Source organism: Burkholderia sp. S171, assembly GCF_009766085.1.
Taxonomy (GTDB): domain Bacteria; phylum Pseudomonadota; class Gammaproteobacteria; order Burkholderiales; family Burkholderiaceae; genus Caballeronia.
In genome coordinates this window covers 83,051-96,323 of sequence record NZ_LMUF01000015.1, presented here as the reverse complement: position 1 = coordinate 96,323, position 13,273 = coordinate 83,051, and the positions used below count along the sequence as shown (strand labels likewise).

Here is a 13,273-nt window from a genome sequence, read left to right as displayed (position 1 = left end):
ATGCTATCGGTCCATTCGTTAAAAGCTATCCAGATCGTTAGTCAAAATCTATTGAAATTGATAGTCAATAGAGTTATAATGAGGATCGTTCAACGCGTTCATCAGCTTCTCATCGAGAGTTTGATGCTGCGTCATGTGAGCGTTACAGCGATCAGTTAGGCTGGATTTTCTTCCAACGAACACAGGAGTATTCATATGAAGACCGTGGGCGATAAAGTTGAAGCGTTTACCGTTACTGCTGCAAAGCCGGGTTTCAATCATCACGAAGAAAATGGCGTATCGGCGTTTGAAGACATCACCGAACAGTCGTTCCCTGGCAAGTGGAAGATCCTGTACTTCTACCCGAAGGATTTCACGTTCGTTTGCCCGACGGAAATCGTCGAATTCGGCAAATTGAACAGCGATTTCGCCGATCGCGATGCAGTGTTGCTCGGCGGCAGCGTGGACAACGAATTTGTGAAACTGGCATGGCGCCGGGAGCACAAGGATCTGAGCAAGCTGAACCACTATTCGTTCGGCGATGTGAAGGGCGAGTTGATCGACCAGCTCGGAATTCGTGACAAGGAAGCGGGCGTGGCGCTGCGCGCAACGTTCGTGATCGATCCGGACAATGTGATCCAGCACGTGTCGGTGAACAACCTGAACGTGGGCCGTAATCCGGAAGAAATCCTCCGTATTCTCGACGGTCTGCAAACGGACGAACTGTGCCCGTGCAATCGCGCTGTCGGCGGTTCGACGCTGTAAGTTGTATCGGCGAGAGCCTCATGGCTTTCGCCCTAGCCCGTCAGCTTTCCGAGTTAAGCTCGAGCCGACGGGCTTTTTTATCGCTGATCAGATAGGAGAAATTTATGGAATTCCTCGCATCGATTAAAGAACTCATTCCCGACTATGCCAAGGACATCCGGCTGAACGTGGATGGCACGATCGCGCGTTCATCGCTGGAAGGCAATGACGCGGTGGGCGTTGCGCTGGCTGCCGCCTATGCGGCGAAGGCGACGAAGATTGTCGCGTTGATCCGCTCGTCGGGCGTTTTGTCGGCTGAAGAAACGAATGGCGCGTTGACCGCAGCCGCGTTGATGGGCATGAACAATGTCTGGTATCCGTACCTGGAAATGGCCGATAACGCCGATCTGAAGACGCAGCCCGCTGCACTTCGCATGAACGCATACGCGACGCATGGCGGCGTCGATAAACGGCGCTTCGAGATGTATGCGCTGGCGGCATCGATTGTTGGAAAGTGCCACTTCTGCGTGAAGTCGCACTATGAGAATCTCGTTGGCGAGGGAATGAGCACAACGCAATTGCGGGATGTGGGGCGAATTGCTGCGGTAATCAACGCCGCTCAGTTGGCGATTGCCGCTGAAGGTCATTAAGCCGTTTCAGGTTCAAGCACCCAAAAACGCCACGCTTTGATCCGAGCGTGGCGTTTTTATTTGCGTTTTCACACGCAGGCGCTCAAGCGTCAATACCCGTACGCATCAGCAACACGGCAGCCTGCGCCTCGATGCCTTCCTTGCGCCCCAGATAGCCCAGCTTCTCATTGGTCTTGGCCTTCACGTTCACGCGAGTCAGCGGCAGCTCAAGATCCTCAGCAATGTTCGCCCGGATCGCTTCGATATACGGCGCCAGCTTTGGCGCCTGCGCGATGACGGTCGAATCGACATTCATGATCGCGAAACCGGCTTCCGAGACGCGTGCAAAAGCCTCGCGCAGCAGCACCCGGCTATCCGCGCCAGCGAAGTCCGCGTCCGTATCCGGAAAATGCCGGCCGATATCGCCCATAGCCGCAGCGCCGAACAGCGCGTCAGTAATCGCGTGCAGCAGCACGTCAGCGTCCGAATGGCCGAGCAGCCCGCGCTCGTAGGGAATACTGACGCCACCGATGATGAGCGGCCGGCCTTCGACCAGTTGGTGAACGTCGTAGCCTTGTCCGATTCTGAAATCCATCGATAGTCCTAGAAAGTAAAGGGCACTGCATCAAACCGCTGCATCAAACCACTGAATCAAACCACTGAATCAAACCACTGAATCAAGCACCGCCGAGCATAGCCGACGCCAGTGCGAAATCTTCCGGATACGTCACCTTGAAATTGCGCAGGCTTCCCTGAATCAGCCTTGGCGCATGTCCGAGCCACTCGATAGCGCTGGCTTCGTCGGTGAGATCGTGGCCGTCCTGCTGCGCCCGCGTGATGGCATCGCGCAGCATGCCCAGGCGGAACATCTGCGGCGTCTGTGCCTGCCACAAGCCGTTACGCGACTCCGTGCGGGCAATGCGCCCTTCGTCGTGCGCGACGCCTTCAGCCTCGATCCGCTTGAGCGTGTCAGCCACCGGCAGCGCCAGAATTCCGCCAACCGGATCGTTCTTCAATTCGCTCACCAGCCGCCGGATCATCTCCGGTGTGAGCCCGGGGCGCGCTGCGTCGTGCACCAGCACCCAGTCATCGTCGCGCGCACCGAAACCGGTCAGCGCCGCGAGACCATTGAACACCGACGCCTGCCGCGTCGTGCCGCCGCAGCGTTGCACGGCGAAGCGCAAACCGGCGAAACGGCGGTCATCGAAATGATGATCGCCCGGCGCCAGCACGACCAGCGTCTGGGCAAATTCGGAACAGGCGTCAAAGGCGGCGAGCGAATAACGCAGCATCGGATGGCGGCCGACAGTCTGGTATTGCTTCGGCATCGGTGCGCCAGAACGGCTGCCAGAACCGGCGCACGGAATGAGGGCGAACAGGCGGGAAGTCACGAGTTGAAAACGCCCAAGTCAAAAGTGAAGTCCGGATTTTATAATAGGACCATCGCGACCATGCCGGTCCCGCGCGCACTTTCGCACGCGAACGGTTCCCCGCACACTTTATGCCTTCAAAAGCCGTCAGTTTGCAGTCAACGTCCCCTATCGCACTCGTCAAAGCTGGTCAGCGCTTTGCCTTCGATGGCGCCACCGGTTCCTCCGACGCCCTCGCCCTGGCACGCTACCACTTGGCTTTTCGCGAAAAAGTCCCGTTATTGGTCGTCATGTGCGCGAGCGCCGTCGATTCGCAACGTCTTGCGGTCGAAATTCCGTTTTTCGCGCCGGACGCCCGCGTAAGGCTTTTGCCCGACTGGGAAACGCTGCCCTACGACACGTTTTCGCCCCATCAGGACCTGGTTTCGGCGCGATTGGCGACGTTGCACGACCTGGGCGAAGGACGCTGCGACATCCTGCTCGTGCCCGCGACCACTGCGCTTTACAGAATGCCGCCGGCATCGTTTCTGGCTGCGTATACGTTTTCGTTCACGCAGGGCGAGCGGCTGAACGAGGCAAAACTGAAGAGCCAGTTGACGCTCGCGGGCTACGAGCATGTGAGCCAAGTCGTGCGCCCCGGCGAATATTGCGTGCGCGGTTCGCTCCTCGATCTGTATCCGATGGGCTCGCCGCTGCCGTACCGGATCGATTTGTTCGACGATCAGGTCGATTCCATCCGCGCCTTCGATCCCGACACGCAGCGCAGCCTGTATCCGGTGCGCGACGTGCGCCTGCTGCCCGGCCGCGAATTTCCCTTCGATGAACCCGCGCGCACGGCCTTCCGCAGTCGCTGGCGCGAGGTGTTCGAGGGCGATCCAAGCCGCTCATCGATATACAAGGACATCGGCAATGGCGTGCCGGCAGCGGGGATCGAGTATTACCTGCCGCTGTTCTTCGACGAAACCGCCACGCTGTTCCATTACTTGCCGCAAGACGCGCAACTGGCGTTCGTCGGTGACATGGACGCGGCCATCAAGCGCTTCACGAACGACACGCGGCAGCGCTACAACTTCTTGTCGCATGACCGTGAGCGGCCGCTGCTTGAACCGCAACGCCTGTTTCTCAGCGACGACGACTTTTTCTCGTTCGCCAAACCCTTCGCGCAGATCAAGTTTCCGGCCACGCCAGAGGGCGGCTGGGCAGTGCCGTTGCCCGGTCTGGCCATCGATCGTCACGCTGAAGAGCCGTTGCTCGCGCTGCGCCATTACCTGGAACAAACGTCGAATCGCGTGTTGTTCGCGACCGAATCCGCCGGACGACGCGAGACGATCCAGCAATTGCTCGCCGATAACGGCCTGCGCGCGTCGCTCGACGACACCTTCCAGGAATGGCTCACCGGTGATCACAAATTCTCGCTGGGCGTAGCGCCGCTTGCGAACGGCTTTGCGCTGCCCGGAGAAGGCATCTCGATCATCACGGAGACCGAGCTATACGGACAGCTCACGCGGCGCGCCGGACGGCGTCGCCAGGAGCAGGCGAGCAACGTCGATTCGATGGTGCGCGACCTCTCCGAGCTGAAAATCGGCGATCCGGTCGTGCATACGCAGCATGGTATTGGGCGCTATATGGGCCTGGTATCGATGGATCTGGGCGAAGGTGAAACCGAGTTCCTGCATCTCGAATACCAGAACGAAAGCAAGCTGTACGTGCCGGTCGCCCAGCTTCACGTGATCTCGCGCTACAGCGGCGCCGACCCGGAAAGCGCGCCGTTGCACGCGCTCGGCTCCGGCCAGTGGGACAAAGCCAAGCGCAAAGCCGCGCAGCAAATCCGCGATACGGCAGCCGAACTGCTCAATCTTTATGCACGCCGGGCGCTGCGCGAAGGTCATTCGTTCCCACTCGAAGCGCGTGATTACGCGAAGTTCGCGGAGAGTTTCGGCTTCGAAGAAACGCCCGATCAGGCCGCGGCAATCACCGCTGTGATCGGCGATATGACCAGCGGCAAGCCAATGGACCGGCTGGTTTGCGGCGACGTTGGTTTCGGCAAGACGGAAGTGGCGCTGCGGGCGGCGTTTATCGCGGTGATGGGCGGCAAGCAGGTGGCAATTCTGTCGCCGACCACCCTGCTCGCCGAACAGCATACGAACACGTTCACCGACCGTTTCGCAGACTGGCCCGTGAAGATCGCTGAACTCTCGCGTTTCAAGAGCACGAAGGAAGTCGCGGCATCGATTGCGGCAATCAATGAAGGCACAATCGATATTGTCATTGGCACGCACAAGCTGCTCTCCACCGATGTCGTGTTCAAGCGGCTCGGGCTGGTGATCATCGACGAGGAACACAGGTTCGGTGTGCGGCAGAAGGAGGCACTCAAGGCGCTGCGCGCGGAAGTCGATGTGCTGACGCTCACCGCTACGCCCATTCCCCGTACTCTGGGCATGGCGCTGGAGGGGCTGCGCGACTTCTCGATCATCGCCACCGCGCCGCAAAAGCGCCTGGCGATCAAGACCTTCGTTCGACGTGAAGAAGACGGCGTGATCCGCGAGGCAATGCTGCGCGAACTGAAGCGCGGCGGACAGGTTTATTTCCTGCACAACGAAGTCGAGACGATCGACAACCGTCGCGCGATGCTCGAAGCGCTCGTGCCGGAAGCGCGTATTGCGGTCGCGCACGGGCAGATGCACGAACGCGAACTCGAACGCGTGATGCGCGATTTTGTCGGCCAGCGCGCGAACGTGCTGCTGTGCACGACGATTATCGAAACGGGGATCGACGTGCCGAGCGCAAACACGATCCTGATCCATCGCTCCGATAAATTCGGTCTCGCGCAGTTGCATCAGTTGCGTGGGCGCGTCGGGCGTTCGCACCATCAGGCTTACGCGTATTTGCTCGTTCACGATCCGGCCGCGCTCACGAAACAGGCGCAGCGCCGGCTGGAAGCGATCCAGCAGATGGAGGAACTCGGTTCCGGCTTCTATCTCGCGATGCACGATCTGGAAATTCGCGGCACGGGTGAAGTGCTCGGCGACAAACAATCGGGCGAAATCCACGAGATCGGTTTCCAGCTTTACACCGACATGCTCAACGACGCCGTGCGAGCGCTGAAGGAAGGCCGCGAGCCCGATCTGAACTCGCCGCTCGCCGCCACGACCGAGATCAACCTGCACGCGCCGGCCATCCTTCCCGCCGATTATTGCGGCGATGTTCAGGAACGTTTGTCGCTGTACAAACGCATGGCGAATTGCGAAACGAGCGATTCTATCGACAGCATCCTGGAAGAGTTGATCGACCGTTTCGGCAAACTGCCGCCCCAGGCAAGCGCGCTGGTCGAGACGCATAAGCTGCGCCTCGCGGCCAAGCCGCTGGGCATTATCAAGATCGACGCGGCCGAGCACGCGATTGCATTGCAGTTCATTCCGAACCCACCCGTCGATGCCATGAAGATCATCGAGATGGTGCAGAAGAACAAGCACATCAAGCTCGCGGGGCAGGACAAGCTGCGCATAGAAGTGCGCAGTCCGGATCTTGCCGTGCGGATTTCGACGGTCAAGGAAACGCTGCGTGCGCTTGGCGCACCGGTGCGGCAGCAGAAACCAGCAACCGCGTCTTTGCCTTTACGCTGAACCAGACACATCCGCGCATTGCCTTGTCCGGCGGTGCGTGGCCGGTTTTTTCGGTATGATCGAAAGTGAAAAATTCCAAGGAGAGCGCCATGTCACAGATCGCTGAATCGACGGCTTCCGTCGCGCAAACACCCTCGTCCAATGCATCGTCAAATGTCGAGCCGGCGTCGTTGCCGTGGATCAAGAAGCTCGTCTCCTTCGACACCGTCAGCCGCAACCCGAACATGGGCTTGATCGAAACCGTACGCGACGAATTGCGCGCGGCCGGTATCGAAAGCACGCTCAGCACCGATCCATCCGGCAAGTGGGCCAACCTGTTCGCGACCGTGCCCGCGCACGACGGCGCAACAAACGGCGGCATCGTGCTGTCGGGGCATACGGATGTGGTGCCGGTCGATGGCCAGAAATGGGACAGCGATCCGTTCAAGCCGGAAATCCGCGATGGCCTGTTGTACGGTCGCGGGACGTGCGACATGAAGGGGTTTATCGGCGCATCGCTGAGTTTATTGCCAAAGATGCAGGCCACGAAACTCGCGCGGCCAATCCACTTCGCGCTCTCCTTCGATGAAGAAGTCGGCTGCGCCGGCGCGCCGCTGATGATCACCGACCTGCAAAAGCGCGGGCTGCGGCCGGACGGCTGCATTGTGGGCGAGCCGACCAGCATGCGGCCGGTCATCGCGCATAAGGGGATCAACGCGTACAACTGCTGCGTGCGCGGGTTTGCGGCGCATTCGTCGCTGACGCCTAAGGGCTTGAACGCGATCGAATACGCAGCGCGGCTGATCTGCTACATCCGCGACGTCGTCGATGAATTCCGTGCGCAAGGCCCGTTCGACGAACAGTACGACGTGCCCTTCACGACCGGGCAAACCAGCACGATCAACGGCGGCAACGCGATCAACACCGTGCCCGCCGAATGCAATTTCGCGTTCGAATTCCGCAATTTGCCGACGCTTGATCCCGAGCCGATTTATCAGCGCATCGAGAAGTACGCGCGGGAAGAGTTGTTGCCGAAGATGCAGAAGGAACACGCGAACGCGGCGATCGAGTTCTCGAAGATTGCTTCAGCGCCGGGGCTCGACGCGTCCGAGCAGGCGGCCATCACGCAACTCGTGCGCGCGCTGACCGCGAATCAGGAAAAGCGCAAGGTGGCCTATGGGACGGAAGCGGGCTTGTTCCAGCTGGCGGGCGTGCCGAGTATTGTGTGCGGGCCGGGGAATATCGAGCAGGCGCATAAGGCGAACGAATATGTGTCGCTGGAGCAGCTTGCGGCGTGCGAAGCGTTTTTGAGCAAGTTCATTCACAGCATGTCGGTTGAGGCGCAAGTGCGTTGATGTCGGTTGAAATTGCTCGTTGAGGTCACAAGGTAATCCATGTCCACCGCCCATCACTCCGATAGCACCATCGACGGTACGCCGATTCCCACACTCGACGATATCGCCAGCCAGCACATGACGCTCTCGCCGTGGGTCGCGCGCACGCCGACCTTCGAGCGTCACGACTTTCCCACGCTGGAAGGCACGCCGGTCAACTTCAAGTTCGAGCTGCTGCAGGTCGGCGGCACGTTCAAGACGCGCGGCGCGTTTTCGCATCTGCTGGCGCTCACGGAAAGCGAACGCGACGCGGGCGTGACGTGTGTATCGGCGGGCAATCACGCGGTGGCGGTCGCGTACACCGCGATGCGGCTCGGGATCAGCGCAAAGGTCGTGATGATCAAGACCGCCAGTCCGGCGCGGTTGGCGCTCTGTCACCGTTTCGGCGCGGAGATAGTCATGGCGGAAAACGGCGCGGAAGCGTTCGAGATCGTGCGTCGCATAGAAGCCGAGGAAGGCCGCTACTTCGTGCATCCGTTCAACAGCTACCGGACGATCCTGGGTACATCGACGCTCGGATACGAATGGACCTCGCAAGCACCCGATCTGGACGCCGTGATCCTGCCGATCGGCGGCGGCGGGCTGGCGGCGGGGGTATCGCTGGCATTCCGGCTCGCGAATCCATCGATCCACGTGTATGGCGTTGAACCCGCTGGCGCCGATGCCATGGGCCAGAGTTTCGCCGCGAACCACACCGTGAAGATGGGCGCGATGCACAGCATTGCGGATTCATTGATGGCGCCGCACACCGAGGACTACAGCTACGAATTGTGCAGGCGGCATATCGACCGTCTGGTGACGGTCTCCGACACCGAACTGCGTCACGCCATGCTGCATCTGTTCAATGAGCTGAAGCTGGCGGTTGAACCGGCATGCGCCGCCGCGACCGCCGCGTTGCTCGGGCCGTTACGCGAGACCTTGCAAGGCAAGCGCGTCGGCGTATTGCTGTGCGGCACGAACACCGACTCGGCCACGCTCGCCAAACATCTCGCCACGGCGGCTCAAGACGACTGAGCGCGGCTCGTACACGCTCCGGCTGCAGCTACAACACATTCATCAGCCGCCTGCGCTCGCTGCGTTGCATGAAGTAGTTCGCGGCAATCACGCCGATTGTCACGAACGCAATGAACAGCGTGGCGAGCGCGTTCATCTCGGGATTCAAGCCCAGCCGGACGCGCGAGAACACAATAAGCGGCAGCGTCGTCGATCCCGGCCCCGACAAAAACGCGGATAACACGAGGTCATCAATCGATAGCGTAAACGACAGTAGCCACCCAGCCACCAGCGCTTGCGATATCAGCGGCAGCGTAATCGAGAAAAACACCCTCAAGGGCGTTGCGCCTAAATCGAGTGCGGCTTCTTCAATCGATGGATTCAATTCCCTGACCCGCGATTCCACGATGATTGCCACATAGGAAATACACAGCATCACATGGCCGATCCAGATCGTGAAAAGACCGCGCCCTGCCGGCCAGCCGAATAATTTCGCCATTTCCACAAACAGCAGCAACAGCGAAATCCCCTGGATCACTTCGGGTATCACGAGCGGCGCGTTGATCATGCCGGCATAAAGCGTGAAGCCGCGAAACCGTCCCATGCGGGCGAGCACATATCCCGCCCATGTCCCAATCACGACCGACGCGCACGCCGTGAACACCGCGATTCGCATCGATAACCATGCGGCATTGATCAGTTCATCGTCGTGCAATAACGCCGCGTACCACTTCAATGAAAATTGCGTCCACACGGTCACGAGTTGCGACTCGTTGAACGAGTACACCACCAGACTCACGATCGGAATATAGAGAAACAGAAATCCGAGACCCAAAAACGTGAACCGGAGCGAGCGACTGGGTTCAATCATCGCCTGTCCTCCCGTTGCTTCGCCTGGTAATGCTGGAACAGCGCCATAGGAACGAGCAGCAGCAGCACCATGGCGCAGGTGACGGCGGAAGCCATCGGCCAGTCGGCGTTATCGAAAAATTCATTCCACATCACGCGGCCGATCATCAGGGTATCCGCGCCGCCCAGCAATTCCGGAATCACGTATTCACCCACCGCCGGAATAAACACGAGCAGGCACCCCGCGATAATCCCGTTCTTCGACAACGGCAGCGTGATCTGCAAAAACGCCTTCCACGGTTTCGCGCCGAGATCGTAAGCGGCTTCGAGCAGGGTGAGATCCATCTTCACCAGATGGGCGTAAAGCGGCATGACAAGAAACGGCAAATACGAATACACCATGCCGATATAAACCGCGATATTCGTGTGATACAGCTCGATAGGCGAATGAATAATCCCCGTCCACATCAGGAAGTTGTTCAGCAAGCCATTGTTCTTCAGAATCCCGATCCACGCATACACGCGAATCAGGAACGACGTCCAGAACGGCAGCATGACGGCCATCATCAGCAGGTTACGGGTCGCCGGATTTGAACGAGCGATGTAATACGCCATCGGATAACCGATCAGCAGGCACAACAGCGTGGACACCCCCGCCACCAGCAGCGAATTCAGGTAGGTCGCGAAGTACAGGCTGTCCGTCACGAGAAACGCGTAATGCGAAAAATCGAGTGCGATACTCAGCACGCCGTCTTTCATCGCCGTCAATTCCGTATAAGGCGGAATGCCGAGACGCGAATCGGAGAAACTGATTTTGACGACCAGCAGGAACGGCACGAGGAACAGCAGCACGAGCCACAAATACGGCCCGAAAATAACGGCCGTCCTGCCTGACAGGCCGAAGCGTTGCTTGAGCAAACTCGGTAAATGCGGCGTTTTCATGCGGTGAGCACCACGCCTGCCGACGCTGTCCAGCGCACGAAGACTTCGTCGTCCCAAGTGGGCGAATCGATCTGGCCAATCGCCAGGCTCGACAGGTTCGCCACGACCACTTTGCCGCTGTCAAGTTTCACGTGATACAGCGTGTAGCCGCCCATGTACGCAATGTTCGCCACGGTGCCGTGGCCCCAGTTGTACGCACCGTCGGGCGGCTTGCGCGTCAACGCTATGCGCTCGGGCCTGACCGAGATGGTGACCGGCATACCGAGCGGGCCCGTGATGCCATGATTCACATACAGCCGCGACGGCAACTCTGGCGTCTCTACGAACACGTGATCCGGTTCGTCTTCCACTACGATGCCGTCAAACAGATTCGTCGAGCCGATGAACTCAGCGGTGAACCGGCTGTTCGGATATTCGTAGACCTCGTGCGGCGTGCCGATCTGCACGATCTCGCCTTCGCTCATGACCGCGATCCGGCCGGCCATGGTCATTGCTTCCTCCTGATCGTGCGTGACCATCATGCAGGTCACGCCGACCTTATCGAGGATATTCACCAGCTCGATCTGCGTGCGCTGGCGAATCTGTTTATCGAGCGCGGACATGGGCTCGTCGAGCAGCAGCAACTTGGGACGCTTGACCAGGCTGCGGGCCAGCGCCACGCGCTGCTGCTGCCCGCCCGACAACTGGTGCGGCTTGCGCTGCGCGTACTTCGCCATCTGCACGAGATCGAGCGTTGCGAGCACGCGCTCCTTGAGCTCGGCGCCCTTGATGCCCTCCTGCTTGAGCCCGAACGCCACGTTCGCCTCCACCGTCATATGCGGAAATAGCGCATACGACTGGAACATCATGTTCACCGGTCGCCGATACGGCGGCATGCTCGCGAGATCCTCGCCATCGATCACGATCTGGCCCGAGGTGACCGACTCCAGCCCCGCGAGCATGCGCAGCAAGGTGGACTTGCCGCAGCCGGAACTGCCGAGCAGCGCGAACAGTTCGCCCTTTTTCACCGACAGGTTCACGCCTTTCACTGCAACGGTTTCATCGAATTTCTTGACTACATCGACGATCCGCACGAAGTTATCCCCCGCCCAGTCCGGGTCCCGCAAACCCGGTTCCGGCCTGCGGCCATTGCGGCCACCCGGACCACCTTGATTGCCCGGTCCGGCGGGCACTGCGCTCGACTGCTGCTCACTCATGATCTGCTGCCCTGCTCCTGCGCTACGCGCATTCGTGCTGCTTTTTTCAGCGGCACTTTTAACTTTATTCTTTCGACACGGCCACGAACAAAGCCCCCGGATAACCAGGGGCTTCGCGTTTGTCGACTGCCTGATGCGACTTTAGCAACTTACCGGAATCACGATCAGCGTCCGGACTTCAATTCCGTCCAGAGCCGCGTTTGCAAACGCTGGATTTCCGGCGGCAACGGCTTGAGCAGGAACAGCGTCTTGATCACATCTTGCGGCGGATACACGGCGGGATCGTCGGCAACATCCTTTGATACGTATTTCCGTGCTTCCTTGTTCGCACTCGGGTAATACACCTCGTTCGTGATCGCAGCGTGAACCTGCGGCGTCTCGATGTAGTTGATCCACTCCAGCGCGGCTTCCTTGTTCTTCGCGTCCTTCGGAATCGCCATCACGTCAAACCACACCGGCGCGCCGCCCTTCGGGATGTAGTACTCGATCTTGTACGCCTTCTTCGCCTCTTCCGCCCGATGCTTGGCAATCACCACGTCGCCCGACCAGCCATAGGCGAAGCAGACGTCGCCGCCGACCAGGTCGTTGATATAACCCGACGAGTTGAACTGAGTGATGTACGGACGGATCTTCTTGAGCATCGCCAGCGCGGCGCGGTAGTCGGCCGGGTTCGTGCTCATCGGATCCTTCCCGATGTAGTGCAGCGCGGCGGCAAACATCTGGTCAGGGGCGTCGAGTACCGATACACCGCAGGCCTTCAGCTTCGAGATGTTTTCCGGCTTGAACAGGATGTCCCAGTTATCCAGCGGCACGTTCTTGCCGAGGATCTGCTGGACCTTCGTGACGTTGTAGCCAAGGCCGGTGGTGCCATATGCCCACGGCACCGTGTACTGGTTGCCCGGATCGGCGCCGGCAACCAGCTTCATCAGTTCAGGGTCGAGGTATTTGAGATTGGGGAGTTTGGATTTGTCGAGCGGGGCGAAGATGCCTGCCGTGATCTGCTTGCCGGCATAGTTGCTGGTGGGCACCACGATGTCATAGCCCGAATTGCCGGTGAGCAGCTTGGCTTGCAGCGTGTCGTCGCTGTCGTAGTTGTCGTACTTGACCTTGACGCCGCTCTGCTTCTCGAAGTTCGGAATCGTGTCTTTCGCGATGTAGTCCGACCAGTTGTATACGTTGAGCTGAGTGTCTTTCGCCGATGCCGCCAGCGGTGCCGATAACGCCGCCACGCCCGCGATAGCCAGGGTGATCGTCTTTAAGCACGCCGGTATCCGTGCAGCCGCGCCCGATGCCCCCGAACGCTTCGACAACCGGTCCGCCACTTTTTCTGTCATTTCAGTTTCTCCGTCCTTTCGACTTGCCGACCGTTGGTTTCCACGTCTCGATTCGCCCTTTCTCCCCTGCTTGATCGAAACGATTCCGAGACAATCTCAAAAAAACGAAAACTATCATCAAAAGGGGGCTTCGCAAAAAACAATCAGCGAGTTTTGTCGCGTGAAGTGTACAAGGGGCTTTTGCCGGTGCTTCAGGCCTTCCTGTCTTGACGTCCGGACGCACGCATCGGCACACGGTAAT

Annotated in this window: 10 protein-coding genes and 1 pseudogene; 5 read left to right on the top strand and 6 right to left on the bottom strand. The window is 59.4% G+C overall.

Translation table 11 applies throughout. From position 1 onward, the window contains the following. Nucleotides 1-195 precede the first annotated feature (195 nt). Nucleotides 196-744 carry a peroxiredoxin gene (locus GSQ93_RS09545; RefSeq protein WP_031359747.1) on the top strand — a complete coding sequence of 183 codons (549 nt, stop codon included), beginning with the start codon at nucleotides 196-198 and terminating at the stop codon, nucleotides 742-744. Between the two features lie 104 nt (nucleotides 745-848). Beyond that, nucleotides 849-1,373 (top strand): carboxymuconolactone decarboxylase family protein, encoded by a 525-nt coding sequence (locus tag GSQ93_RS09540; protein ID WP_158935412.1) that lies wholly within the window; start codon nucleotides 849-851, stop codon nucleotides 1,371-1,373. Nucleotides 1,374-1,455: 82 nt separating this feature from the next. Here GSQ93_RS09540 and ispF read toward each other — a convergent pair whose 3' ends face one another. Then, on the bottom strand, nucleotides 1,456-1,947 hold the full coding sequence (ispF, locus tag GSQ93_RS09535; protein WP_158935411.1) for a 2-C-methyl-D-erythritol 2,4-cyclodiphosphate synthase: 492 nt from the start codon (nucleotides 1,945-1,947) through the stop codon (nucleotides 1,456-1,458). Nucleotides 1,948-2,029: 82 nt separating this feature from the next. Further along, nucleotides 2,030-2,743, bottom strand: coding sequence for a 2-C-methyl-D-erythritol 4-phosphate cytidylyltransferase (gene ispD, locus GSQ93_RS09530; protein ID WP_158935410.1), 714 nt, complete (start codon nucleotides 2,741-2,743; stop codon nucleotides 2,030-2,032). Nucleotides 2,744-2,853: 110 nt separating this feature from the next. Here ispD and mfd point away from each other — a divergent pair, with 110 nt between their 5' ends. The 3 genes from mfd to GSQ93_RS09515 all read left to right on the top strand — a co-directional run bounded on the left by mfd (nucleotide 2,854) and on the right by GSQ93_RS09515 (nucleotide 8,732). Continuing rightward, a complete protein-coding gene (mfd, locus tag GSQ93_RS09525; protein ID WP_158935409.1) occupies nucleotides 2,854-6,345 on the top strand; it encodes a transcription-repair coupling factor in 3,492 nt (1,163 codons plus the stop codon). A gap of 89 nt (nucleotides 6,346-6,434) precedes the next feature. After that, nucleotides 6,435-7,679 carry an acetylornithine deacetylase gene (gene argE, locus GSQ93_RS09520; protein ID WP_158935408.1) on the top strand — a complete coding sequence of 415 codons (1,245 nt, stop codon included), beginning with the start codon at nucleotides 6,435-6,437 and terminating at the stop codon, nucleotides 7,677-7,679. A 39-nt stretch (nucleotides 7,680-7,718) separates the two neighbouring features. Beyond that, a complete protein-coding gene (locus GSQ93_RS09515; RefSeq protein WP_158935407.1) occupies nucleotides 7,719-8,732 on the top strand; it encodes a threonine/serine dehydratase in 1,014 nt (337 codons plus the stop codon). A 28-nt stretch (nucleotides 8,733-8,760) separates the two neighbouring features. Here GSQ93_RS09515 and GSQ93_RS09510 read toward each other — a convergent pair whose 3' ends face one another. The 4 genes and pseudogenes from GSQ93_RS09510 to GSQ93_RS09495 all read right to left on the bottom strand — a co-directional run bounded on the left by GSQ93_RS09510 (nucleotide 8,761) and on the right by GSQ93_RS09495 (nucleotide 13,032). Continuing rightward, nucleotides 8,761-9,579 carry an ABC transporter permease subunit gene (locus GSQ93_RS09510; RefSeq protein WP_158935459.1) on the bottom strand — a complete coding sequence of 273 codons (819 nt, stop codon included), beginning with the start codon at nucleotides 9,577-9,579 and terminating at the stop codon, nucleotides 8,761-8,763. Then, the gene (locus GSQ93_RS09505) at nucleotides 9,579-10,502 is read right to left on the bottom strand and encodes an ABC transporter permease subunit (RefSeq protein ID WP_158935406.1); all 924 of its coding nucleotides are present in this window, start codon (nucleotides 10,500-10,502) and stop codon (nucleotides 9,579-9,581) included. Before GSQ93_RS09505 ends, GSQ93_RS09510 begins: the two co-directional genes overlap by 1 nt. Further along, nucleotides 10,499-11,584 (bottom strand): annotated as a pseudogene (locus GSQ93_RS09500) (ABC transporter ATP-binding protein); the annotation flags it as partial. The gene GSQ93_RS09505 and the pseudogene GSQ93_RS09500, both read right to left, overlap by 4 nt. Nucleotides 11,585-11,862: 278 nt before the next feature. Continuing rightward, nucleotides 11,863-13,032: a polyamine ABC transporter substrate-binding protein gene (locus tag GSQ93_RS09495; protein WP_254073819.1), complete on the bottom strand. Its 1,170-nt coding sequence runs from the start codon at nucleotides 13,030-13,032 to the stop codon at nucleotides 11,863-11,865. Nucleotides 13,033-13,273 lie beyond the last annotated feature (241 nt).

Coding starts and splice junctions, on each gene's coding strand:
- GSQ93_RS09545 (WP_031359747.1), top strand. CDS start 196: ATGAAGACCGTGGGCGATAAAGTTGAAGCGTTTACCGTTACTGCTGCA.
- GSQ93_RS09540 (WP_158935412.1), top strand. CDS start 849: ATGGAATTCCTCGCATCGATTAAAGAACTCATTCCCGACTATGCCAAG.
- ispF (WP_158935411.1), bottom strand. CDS start 1,947: ATGGATTTCAGAATCGGACAAGGCTACGACGTTCACCAACTGGTCGAA.
- mfd (WP_158935409.1), top strand. CDS start 2,854: ATGCCTTCAAAAGCCGTCAGTTTGCAGTCAACGTCCCCTATCGCACTC.
- argE (WP_158935408.1), top strand. CDS start 6,435: ATGTCACAGATCGCTGAATCGACGGCTTCCGTCGCGCAAACACCCTCG.
- GSQ93_RS09515 (WP_158935407.1), top strand. CDS start 7,719: ATGTCCACCGCCCATCACTCCGATAGCACCATCGACGGTACGCCGATT.
- GSQ93_RS09505 (WP_158935406.1), bottom strand. CDS start 10,502: ATGAAAACGCCGCATTTACCGAGTTTGCTCAAGCAACGCTTCGGCCTG.
- GSQ93_RS09495 (WP_254073819.1), bottom strand. CDS start 13,032: ATGACAGAAAAAGTGGCGGACCGGTTGTCGAAGCGTTCGGGGGCATCG.